Raw genomic sequence first — 14,241 nt, forward strand, 5'->3', positions numbered from 1 at the left:
CTAAACGATTGAATCAATATCCAGCTCATAAGGCGCACCGATCACGTACTCGCCGATCAATGCCGCAATCGCTTGATCATCGCTGTCGATAACCGGGCCTCTGGGGGAGGCTCTGTAGGCAATTTCATTACTTGCGCTCTGTGGCTGGGCTTGCCAGGGGGCGGCCACACCCTTGAGCACCGCGATCAGGTTGTCCGTTGTGGCGTTTTTCTCGGTCAGTGCAGGCGGGGCAGGTAAGGCTTGCACGGCTTTAACCACGCTGCCCGGGTCTTTGGTGTAGGCCCTAATGGACTCCAGCCCTTCAAGCATCGGCAATACGCGCCCGGTGACGTTGTCAAACGCACTGATGATGGGCAAGCCCACTTTGCCGCGAAACACCGGTGTACCCAAACTAGGAATAATCAGCCCCACCAAAAACCGTGGGTCGTGACGTTTTACACTCAGCCCCACACTGGCCACGGCCAGCCCTACACCGACCACCTGCCCGGCAGCCACGACCAAGGACAGTTCGTTGTTGGACTCATTGTCAAAAAAGATGCCGCGATAGCGAAAGTAGTCGCTGAACAATTCGCGTTCGTTTAAGGCCGAGTTCATAAACCAGGCCCGCGAGTCATGCACATGCTCGTCAAACAGGCCGACGATCAACCAGGCTCTGTCGTCCACCGGTTTGCCTTGGTGACCAAACAGCTGCGCCTCGCAAGCCTCCCCGGCAGCCCGCAAATCGGCGTAGTGCTGGGCTTCATCCTGGCTGTTGGTCATGTACACCAACCCGCCCACCAAGGTATTGGCCAACGTGCCTAAACCGAGCATTTCCGAGGCGCTCAGCCTCCACTCCGGCACGTAATCGCGCCGAAAGTCGTCCATCGCATTGATCAATTGCTGGCAGTCCAGGTTCGGTTCGAAATCCTTACTGGTGTTGAATTCCGGGATGCCGGGCGACGTTCCGGTGCGGGTTTCGTAGCTTCTTTTGATTTTCTTCCAGGCGTCCCGCTGTTTTTCATCGGCCTCAGACAGCACCGGCGGTGCCTCACCCTTAAGGCGAGCCACATCTTCAGCCAGCTGCAAGTTGTGCAGCTTTTTGAAAGCGGTGCGCTCTTCATTGTTCATGTCGGGCGTTTCAGGCTTGCCCGCCTCGTTTTTCGTCACCTTCATGACATTACGATACGAGCCGGTGAACCGGGCTCGGCCCTTGGCGTAACGGTTGATCCGCCAACCGGTGATCAACCCCGCTTCACGGGCCATGACCTCCTCCAACGGGCCGTTGTCCATGTTGTCCAGCCAGGTGTTGAAGCGGTTAATGAGGGTGGGGCCAACGTCGTATTCGTTTCGGGTATCACCATCCATCACCAACCATGGCCAGCGATCTTCCAGTTCAACAGTGAGAGCTTCTTTAGGCGCCTGCAACGGAGCCCCCACTTTGTAGGCTTCGTCAAACATGTGATGCAGCGCAATTTGCGACAACACTTCATGGGTGCCTTCTGATGCCCTGCCTTGATCGCCCGGCGGGTAACCACCGCCCACATCCGAGTGCATACCGGGGTACATAAACTCATCGGTGCCGTTGCGGTAGGTCGAAACGCACTGCGGGTCGTCGGGGTTGGCTTTGCGCCGTATCGAGTCCACCGGGAAGCAACTGCGCTGCTCATGGGCAGCTACCATATGTACGCAGCGCTCCAAAAACTGCTCTGAATCGGGCAAACGCATGCTGCCATCGGCCCAGCCCATATGCCCGGCCGCAAACGGCACTAAATAAGGGATGCCCACCGAGGCCACGGTGTCGAACAAACCCATAAACACAATCTTGATCGGCAGCCCGGCAAACAGGTAGCAGGTGCTGCCTTCCACCTCGACCTTGGTCAGGGCTTCGAGCCAAGTGGCAAACGCCCGCGCCTCAGCAGCGCCTCGTGAAAAGCCGTACACAAACAGACGCAACGCCTTGATTGGGGCGATGCTTTTAGCGCTATGGCAGGCCTCGATTTGGCTTTTTAGCTCGGCCAGCGGTTGTTGCAGTGCGTCTTGACGGCGGGCGTAGCTGCTTTTGAACAAGGAGGCGCCGAGGGCGTCTGCAGTAACGCTGGTGCCCATTTTTTGAACCAAACTGTAACTTTCGTCCATGGTTGGTGGCTTGTTGCCGGTGGCCTTTTTGAGTGCGTCAATCAAACGGGTCAGCCCCCAGTTAACTCTGTTCTCACCGCCAATAGACATCATCAACCCCAGCGAACTGGGCTCAAACTCGCCTATTTCCTTGAACTCAGTGCCAACGCCCGGCATGTAGTAAGCATAAAACCCCTCATAGTCGAAGGCTTTATGCTCAGTCCTGCCCAAACTGGCATGGTACAAACGAGCCACATTCGTAGTCGTTGAAGGCTTGGCGATGTTGTCGCTGGGCTCATGGTTGTTGGTGCCATCAAAGCACAGGGTGATGGACAAAATTTTCATACACGGCGGGCCGACGTAAGGTCGGCTCGCAGCACGAGCTTCGTCCATAGCCTGCTGCTCAAACTCGTTGTAGGCTCTTTGCTGTACGCGGTAGTTACTTAGCACATCACTCGGGGTCGCAGGTAACAGTCCTCCCATCTTGAAGTCTGGGGTTGGGCTCATAAATTGCGGCTTTGGCTTCCGGGTCTTAGGGCTCATGGCTTCGGACATGTCTTGGGCTCCTCCATTTTCCTAAGGTAGTGAAACGGGTAATCTGGACGCCCCGGGTAAGTAGCACCGGCTGACACTGCTACTTGGTTGCACGGTAAAAAATGCACGTTGACCAAACCTAGCTCTTCATACGGCGCAACTGGGGCAACAACGCGATGGCGGGTGTATTTAGCCGCATGCACTTTGTAGGCGGCTCTATAACCGTCAGTGCCTAGCGGCGGCCAATTTACGTAAGCATGTGGATCAGGATCTTTTTCCCACTCCACGACCACGGTCAAATCAGGGCGCCACTTAACCGGTAGCGCCACACAGCAGTTTTGCTTGCCTCCACCACCATAAGGGCTGATGTTGGGCCCGCCGCCGCCGTTGACCGAAAAGCGATTAATCGCTGCCGAGGTATGGCTATACCCCTCAATCGGCGCCCCCAGCATCTTGGGCCTCGGCTCAGCACAGCCTTGCAGCGCTAGGCCGCTAACACAGACTAAGAACAGCAAACGCCTCATGGCTTCGGACATGTCTTGGGCTCCTCCATTTTCCTAGGGAAGTTGAATGGGTATCCCGGCTGGCCGGGTAGCTCGGCAACAGCCGACACTGCAACTTGATTGCAGGGTAAAAAGTGAACATCGACTACACCCAGTCGTTCATACCGAGCAACTGGGGCAACAACGCGATGGCGGGTGTAATGGGTTTCGTGTTCCCTGGCGGCCTTACGCCAAGCATCGGAATATCTGGGCTCAGGCCAGTTTTTTGAATCGTAAGGATCAGGATCTTTTTCCCACTCCACGACCACGGTCAAATCAGGGCGCCACTTAACCGGTAGCGCAACACAGCACATTTGCCCTCCGTTATAGCCATAGGGGCTGAGATTCGGGCCGCCATTGCCGTTGACCGAAAAGCGATTAATCGCCGCCGAGGTATGGCTATAACCCTCAATCGGCGCCCCCAGCATTTTGGGCTTCGGCTCAGCACAACCTTGCAGCGCTAAGCCGCTAACACAGACTAAAAACAGCAAACGCTTCATGGCTTCGGACATGTCTTCGGCTCCTCCATTTTTTGAGGAAAGTGATAGGGGTATCCGGGCTGGCCGGGCAGCTCAGTGCTGGTTAGGGGGGCGCAACGCTCTGCACGCACAGCTTCGCCCTGCTGATTGAGCAGTGCGTGCTGGTAATCCAGTGGGATGGCGCGTCGGCCAATGAGATGGCGACCGTAATGCGTTGGCACAGGCAGGACTGAACATCCGTTGTTCCTCACGTGTGAGCATGGATTTACGGCTTACAACACGGCCCCGACTTGAGGGCGCAATGCGAAGCCGCTCTTCGATCATAGCCCGCGAGCGGTATTAGCCGGTCGTTAGCAGCCGAAGTACCGGGCACCTCCGTGTGCATCGGTAATGGTTCAAATCAAACGCTCGCCAGCAACAATGGCGAAAACGGGCAAATACCTTAGTGTTTTCTACCCGTTAATGCACGTATTGACTGATGGTTTAGCTTAGGGTTGATGTCGGGCATAGCCGGTGGCACCTCAACCATACAAGTTCCTACGTTGCTACTGGCCCTGAGCCAAAGCCAGCAATTGTTCACGCCAGGGGGCGTTTGCGGGCAAGGCCAAAAACGACGCATTGAGCAGCGATTCACGCGCCGGGTACTCAAAAGGCTCGCCGTTGAGTTGCAGCACCACGCCGCCCGCGCCTTCGAGCACGCCTTGGGCTGCCGCCGTGTCCCATTGAGACGTCGGCGCCAAACGCGGGTAACAATCAGCAGCCCCTTCGGCCAACAAACAAAATTTCAACGAGCTGCCCACACTGGTCAGTTGCAACTCGCCCAAGTGCTTACTGAGCCCGGCCAGCAAACGCTCTTGTTCAGGGCTGGAATGGCGACGGCTGGCGACCACCGTCAAGGCTTCGCCGGCTGGCGGTGTGTTGCGTACGCTGATGGGCACAATCACGTCAGCATCTGCACGCCAAGCCCCCAAACCTGCCCCGCCGTAGTAGCAACGACCGCTGGTCGGCATCGACACCACGCCAAACACCACGCGGCCCTGCTCAATCAGGGCAATGTTGACGGTGAACTCCTCGCTGCCCGAAATGAATTCTTTGGTGCCGTCCAGCGGGTCAACCAACCACCAGCGCGTCCAACCTTCACGCACGTTTTGCGCGATGTTGGCGTCTTCTTCCGAAAGCACGGGAATGCTTGGGTCCAATGCCGTCAGGCCATCGAGCAGCACATGATGTGCCGCCAGATCAGCGGCTGTGACCGGTGAATCATCGGCTTTGGCGGTGACCGCAACGTCAGCTCGCCAAAATGGCAAAATCGCTTCGCCCGCCCGATGGGCAAGTGCAATGACCGGGGCCAGTAATGGATGAGGTAAGTGCGCAGCAGGCACACTCACGACGGAAACACTCCACGCTGGGTCAGCAAGTCACGCACCAGATACAGCGCAGCCAACGCGCGGCCTTCGCTGAATTGCGGGTTTTGCACCAGGTTCGACAACTCGCGCAAGTTGACGCGATCCACACGCATAGGCTCCGGCTCGTCGCCCTCCAAATGCGCCTCATACAGATCGGTTGCCAAGACCACTTGAATTTTTTGGCTCATGTAGCCGGGCGACAGCGACAGCTCAGTCAGGTGCTCAAGTTGGCGAGCGCCGTAGCCGGCCTCTTCCTTCAACTCACGCTCGGCGGCCGCCAACACATCTTCGCCCGGCTCAATCAGGCCTTTAGGCAAAGACACTTCGTACTCGTCGGTGCCGCCGCAATACTCTTCGACCAAAATGGCGTGCTCGGCATCGACCATCGCGACAATCATGACCGCGCCATAGCCATTGCCGCGCCCCACCAACCGCTCATAAGTACGCTCAACGCCATTGGAAAAGCGCAGTTGCACTTCTTCGACCCGAAACAAACGGCTGCTGGCAACAATTTCACGGGCAAGTACGGTGGGTTTTTGGCGCATAGGGGCTCCTCAATATGAACGGGTTACTATACCCCGGCTTTTCCGATTGTCTGTCTCGGATATTTATCGACTGCTGGAGACGTTTTGCATGACCGCTTTACCTTGGCGCGACATCGACACCGTACTGCTCGACATGGACGGCACGCTGCTCGACCTGCATTACGACAATCATTTTTGGCTTGAACACTTGCCCAAACGCTATGCCGAGCTGCACGGCATTAGCCGGGCAATGGCAGACCTGGAACTGATGCCACTGTTTGAGCGCAATGCAGGCCAATTGAAATGGTATTGCCTGGACTTTTGGAGCGCCGAGCTCAATATTCCGGTGCGCGAACTGAAGCTCGAAACCGCCGACCTGATCGCCTTGCGCCCCGATGCAGATACCTTTTTAGCCGCGATCAAACAGGCTGGCAAGCGGGTCATCATGATTACCAACGCTCACCGCGATTCGCTGTCGCTCAAACTTGAGCGCATTGAGTTGGCGCCCTACTTCGAGCGTTTAATCAGCTCTCACGACTATGGTTTTGCCAAAGAAAGCCCGGCGTTCTGGGATGCCTTGCAAGCAGACATTGGCTTTGAGCCAAGCCGCAGTTTGTTTATCGACGACACCCTGCCCATTCTGCGCAGCGCCCGTGATTTCGGGATTGCTCACTTGCTGGCCGTGAAACAACCCGACAGCAAAAAAGGACCGAAAGACACCGAAGAATTTGCCGCACTGGGGGATTATCGCGAGTTGCTGGAAGGGCTTTGAGCTGCACCTTGTAGCCGCTGCCGAAGGCGGCGAGAAGGCCCAAGGGCCTTCAAGGCTAAGGCAGCGACTACAAGGTCGAGAGTGTTACTCAGGAATACGCAGTGTTTGCCCTGGGTAAATTTTGTCGGGGTGCTTGAGCATCGGTTTGTTAGCTTCGAAGATTTTGTTGTACTGGTTAGCGTTGCCGTACACCTGAAGCGAAATTGCGCTCAGTGTGTCGCCTTTTTTTACCACCACAAAACGCGAGGCCACAACGGTTGGCCCAGTCACCGTGATCTTGTCTTCAACACTGGCAACGCCTGCGATGTTGCCCGCCGCCAGAATGATTTTTTCTTTCTCTTCCTGCGTGGCGACTTCACCACTGACGGTCACTTTGTCGCCTTCAACGGTGGCCGTGATGTTGGGGTTTCCCAAACCTACCTGCTCAACGTGCTTTTTGAGTTCGTCACTGGCATTGGCATTGCCGGGGGTCAGCAAGTCGATTACTTTCTCGCCCGCTTCCTTGATAAAGCTAAAAATACTCATCGTTCACGCTCCTAGGGTTGGAATAGCCAGACACTGAGCGTAGACCAACATTGGCGAAGCGGGTTCCAACGCAAGCGCGCTAGAATCGCCCGTTGATTTGCACCCGGAGCGACGATGGACATCAAACAGCTGAAATTCCTGATTGCCCTCGATGAAACTCGTCACTTCGGCAAAGCGGCCGCGCGCTGCCATATCACCCAGCCCACACTCTCGATGCGCTTACGCAGCCTTGAGCAAGAGCTTGATCTGCAACTGGTCAATCGCGGCCAACGCTTTGAAAGCTTTACCGCCCCCGGTGAGCGCGTGTTGGCCTGGGCCAAAACAGTCTTGGCTGCTTACGATGGCTTGCAGGCTGAAGCCGCAGCCTGTCGTGGCAACCTGATCGGTACGCTGCGTTTGGGCGTGGTGCCACTATCGAGTTTCGACCCGCTGCTGTTATTGCAACGCCTGCATCAAGCGCACCCCGAGTTGCGCTTTGAACTGTCGGCACTCAGCTCTGAACAAATTCTCGACCAATTGGCCAGCAACCGGCTGGACCTCGGCGTGTCTTATTTGGACCGCCTCGACCATGACCGTTTTGACACGCTGGCCTTGGGCGAAACCCGCATGGGTCTGCTTTATGATCAACGCCATTTCAGTTTTGGTGACCAACCCCTGAGCTGGGAGGCGTTGATCGAACTGCCGCTGGGGCTGCTCAACGGCGGCATGCACTTTCGTCAGTCCATTGACCACAACTTCCACAGTCGCGGCCTCACGCCCCACCCGCTGCTGCAAACCGATGCCGTCCATCAATTGCTGCAAGCCGTACAGGGTGGATTCTGTTGCGCTGTCATGCCGCTCGAAGGCGGGCTTGATGCGTTAACAGACGACCTGCGCCTGCACCCCATTGAAGACGCACACACACTGGCCAATCTGGGCCTGATCATGCGCCGCGAAGCCCCGCGCTCTGCGTTGGCTGAAGCCTGCTTTGCGCTGTACCAGAAATCAGCAACACCATCTTGATCGACACGATCTATCAATAGATCAGCATTAGCGATTAGACGCGACACTGTGTCGCGCCTAGGCTTAGTGCTGAACAAACCGTCGGTAATGCCCTATGAACGCCAAGCGCCCCCTGTGCGCTGCGCCCGCCTCTGATTCGCCCGCGCCTGCTGCCAGCCAGAACTATCACTACGTCACGCTGGACAACAGCACCTGCGCGCAAACCGCTCTCGCTGAAGAAGTCGCACTGGCGATTGCCTACAACGGCATTAGCCAGGCCGTGATGCTGGTTACGCCCACTGACCTTGAAGACTTCATCGTCGGTTTCAGCCTGGGCAGCGGCATCATTCATGACCCCAGCGAAATCTACGACCTCAAGCTCACTGGCGCAGGCTCGGCGCACTACGCGCAGGTCGAAATCGCCAGCCGTGCGTTCTGGAACCTCAAGCAGCAACGCCGACAACTGGCTGGCACCAGCGGCTGCGGCTTGTGCGGTGTAGAAGCGGTTGAGCAAGCCTTGCCTGACCTCAATGTACTGCCGGGCGCGCCCCTGCCGCCCGCGCAATGGCTTGAAGGTTTGCGCCAGCGCATCAGCGAGTTTCAGCCCTTGGGCCAACACTGTGGCGCGGTTCATGCCGCCGTCTATATGGATGCTCAGGGTGAACTCTTGATGGGCCGCGAAGACATCGGCCGCCACAACGCCCTTGATAAATTGATCGGCGCACTGGTGCGTCAAAACATTGATCTGACCGGCGGTGCCGCCATCGTCACCAGCCGTTGCAGCCTTGAGCTGATTCAGAAGGTGTTGCGCGCAGGCATTCAAACCCTGATCAGTCTGTCTTCGCCTACCGGCCTGGCACTGCAATGGGCCCGACGCCACAACCTGAACCTTATTCATCTGCCACAAAAAAGCGCACCGCGTGTTTACAGCCCGGTGCAGGAGAATCAAGCGTGAGCACTCATCATCAAGCCGACCAAAAACCAACTCCGCGCTACAAGCCCTATAAAGGCCCAGCCGGTGGCTGGGGCGCGCTGATCAGTGTGGCGCAAGCGTGGTTGACCAGTGACAACGCACTAAAAAACTTGCGCATGATGCTCAAAACCAACCAGAACGGCGGCTTCGACTGCCCGGGTTGCGCCTGGGGTGACTCGCCAGAAAGCGGGTTGGTCAAGTTCTGTGAAAACGGCGCCAAGGCCGTGAACTGGGAAGCCACCAAGCGTCGAGTGGATGCGGCATTCTTCGCCAAGCACAGCGTCAGCGCCTTGCTGGAACAAAGCGATTATTGGCTGGAATATCAGGGCCGCCTCACCGAGCCCATGACGTACAACGCCCAAACCGATCGTTACCAACCCATCAGTTGGGATGCCGCCTACGCGCTCATCGCCAAACACCTGCTCAATCTTGCTAGCCCCAATGAAGCCGAGTTTTACACCTCGGGCCGGGCCAGCAACGAGGCCGCGTATTTGTACCAACTGTTTGTACGAGCGTTCGGCACCAACAACTTTCCCGATTGCTCAAACATGTGCCACGAAGCCAGTGGCGTCGCTTTGGCGCAAAGTATCGGAGTCGGCAAAGGCACCGTGACGTTCGACGACTTTGAACACGCCGACGCGATTTTCGTACTGGGGCAAAACCCCGGCACCAACCACCCGCGCATGCTTGAGCCCCTGCGCGAAGCGGTTAAACGCGGCGCCCAAGTGGTGTGCGTCAACCCGCTCAAAGAGCGCGGGCTAGAACGCTTCCAACATCCACAACACCCGCTGGAGATGCTCACCAACGGTGACCGCCCTACCAACACAGCCTATTTACGCCCGGCATTGGGCGGCGACATGGCGCTGTTGCGCGGCATGGCCAAATTTTTGTTGCAGTGGGAACGTGACGCTCAAGCCGCTGGCGCACCCGCGGTGTTCGACCACGCCTTCCTGAATGAACACACTGCAGGCGTACTCGATTACATCGCCAGCCTTGATGACACCTCATGGGAGCACATCGTCGAGCAATCGGGCCTGACGCTGGTCGATATCGAACGCGCCGCCCGCATGTACCTTAAAGGCAAAAACGTCATCATGTGCTGGGCAATGGGCATCACCCAGCACCGCCACTCAGTGCAAACCATTCAGGAAATCGCCAACCTGATGCTGCTGCGCGGCAACATCGGCCGCCCAGGCGCGGGGCTTTGCCCGGTGCGCGGCCACAGTAACGTGCAAGGCGACCGCACAATGGGCATTAACGAACGCCCACCGGTGGCCTTTCTTGATTCACTGGAGCGTCGCTTCAAGTTCAAGGTGCCACGCGAAAACGGCCATAACGTGGTTGAAGCCATTCACGCCATGCTTGAAGGTCGCGCCAAAGTCTTTATTGGTCTGGGCGGCAACTTTGCGCAAGCCACACCCGACAGCCCGCGCACAGCTCAAGCCCTGCGCAATTGCGACCTCACCGTGCAAATCAGTACCAAGCTCAATCGCAGCCATTTAATGCACGGCAAAGAGGCGCTGATCCTGCCGTGTTTGGGCCGCACCGACATCGACGTGCAAGCTGAAGGGCCACAAGCCGTCACTGTGGAAGATTCATTCAGCATGGTGCATGCCTCCAACGGGCAATTGCAGCCGCTGTCCAGTCAGATGCGCTCAGAGCCTGCGATCATTGCCGGGATTGCCGCTGCCACACTGGGCACCCATCCCATTGACTGGCATTGGGCTGTGGCCGATTACCGACGTATACGTGACTTGATTGACGACACCATCCCCGGCTTCAAAGACTTCAATACCCGGATTCAAAACCCTGGCGGCTTTTATCTGGGTAACTCAGCAGGCGCGCGAAAGTGGAATACACCCACTCAACGCGCCAACTTCCGAGTCAACGTATTGCCCCAAGACTTGGTGGATGCTCGCACTCGCGCCACAGGGCGGCTGCCGGATCTGATCCTGCAATCCATGCGTTCACACGATCAGTACAACACCACCATTTATGGACTGGATGATCGCTATCGCGGGGTCAAAGGGCAGCGTAATGTCCTGTTCGTCAACGAAGCCGACATTATTCGTCTGGGCTTCAAGCCGGGGCAGCAGGTGGACATTGTTTCGATCTGGAATGACGCCCATGAGCGCCGGGTTACAAACTTCACCCTGCTCGCGTTTGATATTCCCGCCGGGCAAGCTGCCGCTTACTACCCCGAGGTCAACCCACTGGTGCCGCTGGAAAGCACGGGCGACGGCAGTCACACGCCTACGTCCAAGTTCGTGGCGATTTATCTGGAAGCCGCCAGCCCATCAAAATTGATTATGGCCAAAGCGAGCTGACACGCTGACGTCAGTACTCGCATCAAATTTCAGGCACAAAAAAGGCCGTTTTCTTACGAAAGCGGCCTGCCTGAACTAGCTAACAGACCGTCATATATTCATTAAGTTCCCAACTAAAAACAATAACTTAGCGAATTGTGTACAACTCGTGTTACTGGTCGGATTTCGATTGTAAGCAACCGCTTCGAGCCTCAGGATCGCGCCGTCATCCCTTTGAGGCTCACCTATGAAGCTCACCTCGATTCTCTTGTTGTCCCTTGGCCTGGTCAGTGGCGCAGCCTCGGCCGGTGGCACCACCGAAGCCGGTGTAGGCGGCGCATTAGGCGGGGTTCTTGGCGCCGTAGTAGGTCAACAACTCGGCGGCTCGACTGGATCCGCTATTGGTGCCGGTGTAGGCGGCGCAGCAGGCAGCGCCGTAGGTGCTGACAAACGCAGCCGTGGCGAAGCCGCCATTGGTGGCGCTCTGGGCGCAGCAGGCGGTAACGTGTTGGGCCGCAGCATGGGCGGCAACACTGGCAGTCTGGTCGGCGCAGCCGCTGGCGGCGGTGCAGGTGGCGCGCTAGGCAACTACATGGGCAACAAAAGCGATGCCGATGATCGCCGCTACCGTGACCGCGATAACCGCCGCTACTACCGCGACGACAACCGTGGTCGTGGCCACGCCTATGGCCATCGCAAGAAAAACAAACATCGTCACCATTAATACGATGCCTAAAAAACGGGAGCCTCCAAACGGCTCCCGTTTTTTATTGCGAAACAAAAAGCCACTAAATCATTTCAAGGCATTACGCCCGCCTCCAATTGTGTCAACCATGCAATCTGCATGACCAAGCGGAACACTAGGATTTTTAACTCATTGAAAGATATGAAATTTTAATAAATTGGTAATTGGCACAAGCCCTGCAACCTCCTGATTGAACGCTGCACACTCAGCCATTTCAGGAGCACAACAACAATGATCGGGACTAATGAGCACTATCCCGCAGCCCTGCAAGACACCTCTGCACACTCAGGGGTTTCGTGGGCCGCAATCTTTGCCGGTGCTGCCGCCGCTGCCGCGCTTTCTCTGCTGCTACTGATGCTGGGCGCAGGCCTTGGCTTTTCTGCTGTTTCGCCGTGGTCCGGTGAAGGTGTAGGCGCCAAAGGGCTGGGCATTACCGCGATCATCTGGCTGGCGGTGACGCAGATTATCGCATCGGGAATGGGCGGTTATCTGGCGGGCCGTCTGCGGGTCAGATGGGCCAACCTGCACGGTGATGAAGTATATTTTCGCGACACCGCACACGGTTTTCTGGCTTGGGCAGTGGCCACACTGGTCACTGCAACGCTCGTTGCTGGCTCAGTGAGCAGCGTGATCGGCAGCGGCGTGCAAGCCGGGGCCAGCGTTGCATCGGGGGCCGCCACCGCGATGAGCAGCGCAGCCGGTAGTGCTGCGGGCTCTAGCGCCAAGCACAGCTCGGGCAACAACTCGGATTACTTCATCGACACCCTGTTTCGTGATGATCGCGGCACAGCTGTCAGTGAAGACGCCGCTCATGGCGTTGTAACGCGCATCTTTGTACGCAGCCTGAGCAATGATGGCCAGCTCAGCGCCGACGACCGAACCTATCTTGCCCAAGTCGTCGCCCAACGTACCAACCTGAGCCAAGCAGAAGCCGAGCAGCGAGTGGATCAGGTCTACGCCAAGGCTCATCAAGCCGTAGAAGAGGCCAAGGTCAAAGCCAAGGAAGCCGCTGATACCGCTGCAAAAGTTGCTGCCTGGACCACCTTGTGGATGTTTATCACGCTGTTGATCGGTGCGTTCTTCGCCAGCCTTTGCGCCACCTTTGGCGGTCGTCGCCGCGATGCCGTGACGTATCTGGATCACACCACCACAACGACTGTTCGTTAACTCTGGAGAATAAAAATGCGCTCACTTCTGCTGTTTTTCCTCGGCATTCCAATCCCGATTATTATCCTGATCGCGCTGTTTGTTCATTGACACGCACAGGTTTAAAACTGAAAACGGCCTTCCTTGTGAAGGCCGTTTTTTTAGTTCGTTTTAAACCGGCAAACAGGTGGTGGATTTGATTTCAGACAGCGCCACAATCGAGTTCACCTCTTGAATGCCGGGCACCATCGAGAGCTTTTCAAAGAAAAACCGCTCATAGGCTTCGATATCCGAGGTCACAATGCGCAGCAAAAAATCCACAGCCCCCATCAGCACATAACACTCCAACACCTCAGGAAAACCACGAATGGCGTCGGTGAATTCCGTGAAATTGGAACGCCCGTGAGCGTTCAATTTAACCTCGGCAAAAATTTGCGTATTAAGGCCGATTTTCTTGCGATCGAGTAACGTCACCTGCCCGCGAATGATGCCTTCGTCTTTCATTCGTTGAATACGGCGCCAGCAAGGCGATTGCGACAAGCCCACCTTCTCGGCTATCTGCGCACTGGACAGCGAAGCGTCCTCTTGCAGCAGGGCCAAAATGCGACGGTCATAGGCGTCCAATTCACTTTGCATAAAAAAACCCTATAAAAGATTAACGGCGACTTATTTAAGTCTTAAGAAGCCAAATTCCACGCATCATAGATAAATAATTTCCGGCAGGGCATGTGAATATTTCCCCAGCCTAAACCGGAGCCCTTGCATGCCACATCTAGAAGCCGTGAACAGCGCCACCCGCGCCGATGTTTGGGCCGTCAACGCCGTCCCTTGTGCCGTAGTTTTTCGCATCGTGGCCGAGGCCGATGCCGACGTGCTGTGCCGAGCGCTTAATCTATTTGCCTTGCAGCAACTGGTTCCACAGCAGGTTGACGTGGTTCGAGAACAGGAGGTTCTGCGCATTGAAATTATCAGCGACGAACAAAGCTGGCATCGCGCTCAAGTGATTGGCGAAAAACTGCGCAATCTGGTCAGCGTGTGCGAAATGGAGCTTTACCCCCTTCAGGACGCCCAAGCCCGTATTCGGCAGTCGTCTTGATAAACCTTATGCCCGCAAAACAAGCAACAGTTCGCAACCATTGAGCCCGCGCAGGTAAAACCACTGCGACTAGGCTTGGGTTTTCTCGGCCAGACAAGGACACGTCTGAGCCGATGTA

14 protein-coding genes are annotated in these 14,241 nt (G+C 56.6%); 7 read left to right on the forward strand and 7 right to left on the reverse strand.

What is annotated here, in order from left to right; genetic code table 11:
- The 5 genes from ACZRJQ_RS15090 to nudE all read right to left on the reverse strand — a co-directional run bounded on the left by ACZRJQ_RS15090 (window position 1) and on the right by nudE (window position 5,600).
- Window positions 1–2,649: a T6SS phospholipase effector Tle1-like catalytic domain-containing protein gene (locus ACZRJQ_RS15090; protein ID WP_463979129.1), complete on the reverse strand. Its 2,649-nt coding sequence runs from the start codon at window positions 2,647–2,649 to the stop codon at window positions 1–3.
- A complete protein-coding gene (locus ACZRJQ_RS15095; protein ID WP_463979130.1) occupies window positions 2,634–3,164 on the reverse strand; it encodes a DUF3304 domain-containing protein in 531 nt (176 codons plus the stop codon). The genes ACZRJQ_RS15090 and ACZRJQ_RS15095 overlap by 16 nt, the downstream gene beginning before the upstream one ends.
- Complete coding sequence (locus ACZRJQ_RS15100; protein ID WP_463979131.1) at window positions 3,149–3,682, reverse strand: DUF3304 domain-containing protein; 534 nt, start codon at window positions 3,680–3,682, stop codon at window positions 3,149–3,151. Before ACZRJQ_RS15100 ends, ACZRJQ_RS15095 begins: the two co-directional genes overlap by 16 nt.
- Before the next feature lie 512 nt (window positions 3,683–4,194).
- Window positions 4,195–5,031 (reverse strand): 3'(2'),5'-bisphosphate nucleotidase CysQ, encoded by an 837-nt coding sequence (gene cysQ, locus ACZRJQ_RS15105; protein WP_463979220.1) that lies wholly within the window; start codon window positions 5,029–5,031, stop codon window positions 4,195–4,197.
- Window positions 5,032–5,033: 2 nt separating this feature from the next.
- Window positions 5,034–5,600 carry an ADP compounds hydrolase NudE gene (gene nudE, locus ACZRJQ_RS15110; protein WP_463979132.1) on the reverse strand — a complete coding sequence of 189 codons (567 nt, stop codon included), beginning with the start codon at window positions 5,598–5,600 and terminating at the stop codon, window positions 5,034–5,036.
- An 88-nt stretch (window positions 5,601–5,688) separates the two neighbouring features.
- On the opposite strand from nudE, the gene yrfG reads away from it, so the two are divergent.
- Window positions 5,689–6,351: a GMP/IMP nucleotidase gene (gene yrfG, locus ACZRJQ_RS15115; protein ID WP_463979133.1), complete on the forward strand. Its 663-nt coding sequence runs from the start codon at window positions 5,689–5,691 to the stop codon at window positions 6,349–6,351.
- Between the two features lie 84 nt (window positions 6,352–6,435).
- Here yrfG and lysM read toward each other — a convergent pair whose 3' ends face one another.
- Complete coding sequence (gene lysM / locus ACZRJQ_RS15120) at window positions 6,436–6,876, reverse strand: peptidoglycan-binding protein LysM (RefSeq protein WP_463979134.1); 441 nt, start codon at window positions 6,874–6,876, stop codon at window positions 6,436–6,438.
- Between the two features lie 114 nt (window positions 6,877–6,990).
- Here lysM and ACZRJQ_RS15125 point away from each other — a divergent pair, with 114 nt between their 5' ends.
- The 5 genes from ACZRJQ_RS15125 (at window position 6,991) to ACZRJQ_RS15145 (ending at window position 13,048) form a co-directional block, all read left to right on the forward strand.
- Window positions 6,991–7,878 (forward strand): LysR family transcriptional regulator, encoded by an 888-nt coding sequence (locus ACZRJQ_RS15125; RefSeq protein ID WP_463979135.1) that lies wholly within the window; start codon window positions 6,991–6,993, stop codon window positions 7,876–7,878.
- Between the two features lie 94 nt (window positions 7,879–7,972).
- Window positions 7,973–8,812, forward strand: a complete 840-nt coding sequence (gene fdhD / locus ACZRJQ_RS15130; protein ID WP_463979136.1) for a formate dehydrogenase accessory sulfurtransferase FdhD — start codon at window positions 7,973–7,975, stop codon at window positions 8,810–8,812.
- On the forward strand, window positions 8,809–11,157 hold the full coding sequence (locus ACZRJQ_RS15135) for an FdhF/YdeP family oxidoreductase (RefSeq protein WP_463979137.1): 2,349 nt from the start codon (window positions 8,809–8,811) through the stop codon (window positions 11,155–11,157). Before fdhD ends, ACZRJQ_RS15135 begins: the two co-directional genes overlap by 4 nt.
- Window positions 11,158–11,383: 226 nt before the next feature.
- Window positions 11,384–11,860 (forward strand): glycine zipper domain-containing protein, encoded by a 477-nt coding sequence (locus ACZRJQ_RS15140; protein WP_463979138.1) that lies wholly within the window; start codon window positions 11,384–11,386, stop codon window positions 11,858–11,860.
- Between the two features lie 252 nt (window positions 11,861–12,112).
- Window positions 12,113–13,048 carry a hypothetical protein gene (locus ACZRJQ_RS15145; protein WP_463979139.1) on the forward strand — a complete coding sequence of 312 codons (936 nt, stop codon included), beginning with the start codon at window positions 12,113–12,115 and terminating at the stop codon, window positions 13,046–13,048.
- 150 nt (window positions 13,049–13,198) lie between these two features.
- Here ACZRJQ_RS15145 and ACZRJQ_RS15150 read toward each other — a convergent pair whose 3' ends face one another.
- On the reverse strand, window positions 13,199–13,663 hold the full coding sequence (locus ACZRJQ_RS15150; RefSeq protein WP_463979140.1) for an Lrp/AsnC family transcriptional regulator: 465 nt from the start codon (window positions 13,661–13,663) through the stop codon (window positions 13,199–13,201).
- Window positions 13,664–13,790: 127 nt separating this feature from the next.
- Between ACZRJQ_RS15150 and ACZRJQ_RS15155 the strand changes: the two genes are divergently transcribed.
- Window positions 13,791–14,123, forward strand: coding sequence for a hypothetical protein (locus tag ACZRJQ_RS15155; protein WP_463979141.1), 333 nt, complete (start codon window positions 13,791–13,793; stop codon window positions 14,121–14,123).
- The last annotated feature ends 118 nt before the right edge of the window (window positions 14,124–14,241 follow it).

The sequence above is a fragment of the Pseudomonas sp. E315 genome, from assembly GCF_055406205.1.

What these genes read in the sequence shown, in the direction of transcription:
- ACZRJQ_RS15090 (WP_463979129.1), bottom strand. Translation starts at nt 2,649, where the DNA reads ATGTCCGAAGCCATGAGCCCTAAGACCCGGAAGCCAAAGCCGCAATTT.
- ACZRJQ_RS15095 (WP_463979130.1), bottom strand. Translation starts at nt 3,164, where the DNA reads ATGTCCGAAGCCATGAGGCGTTTGCTGTTCTTAGTCTGTGTTAGCGGC.
- ACZRJQ_RS15100 (WP_463979131.1), bottom strand. Translation starts at nt 3,682, where the DNA reads ATGTCCGAAGCCATGAAGCGTTTGCTGTTTTTAGTCTGTGTTAGCGGC.
- nudE (WP_463979132.1), bottom strand. Translation starts at nt 5,600, where the DNA reads ATGCGCCAAAAACCCACCGTACTTGCCCGTGAAATTGTTGCCAGCAGC.
- yrfG (WP_463979133.1), top strand. Translation starts at nt 5,689, where the DNA reads ATGACCGCTTTACCTTGGCGCGACATCGACACCGTACTGCTCGACATG.
- lysM (WP_463979134.1), bottom strand. Translation starts at nt 6,876, where the DNA reads ATGAGTATTTTTAGCTTTATCAAGGAAGCGGGCGAGAAAGTAATCGAC.
- ACZRJQ_RS15125 (WP_463979135.1), top strand. Translation starts at nt 6,991, where the DNA reads ATGGACATCAAACAGCTGAAATTCCTGATTGCCCTCGATGAAACTCGT.
- fdhD (WP_463979136.1), top strand. Translation starts at nt 7,973, where the DNA reads ATGAACGCCAAGCGCCCCCTGTGCGCTGCGCCCGCCTCTGATTCGCCC.
- ACZRJQ_RS15140 (WP_463979138.1), top strand. Translation starts at nt 11,384, where the DNA reads ATGAAGCTCACCTCGATTCTCTTGTTGTCCCTTGGCCTGGTCAGTGGC.
- ACZRJQ_RS15145 (WP_463979139.1), top strand. Translation starts at nt 12,113, where the DNA reads ATGATCGGGACTAATGAGCACTATCCCGCAGCCCTGCAAGACACCTCT.
- ACZRJQ_RS15150 (WP_463979140.1), bottom strand. Translation starts at nt 13,663, where the DNA reads ATGCAAAGTGAATTGGACGCCTATGACCGTCGCATTTTGGCCCTGCTG.
- ACZRJQ_RS15155 (WP_463979141.1), top strand. Translation starts at nt 13,791, where the DNA reads ATGCCACATCTAGAAGCCGTGAACAGCGCCACCCGCGCCGATGTTTGG.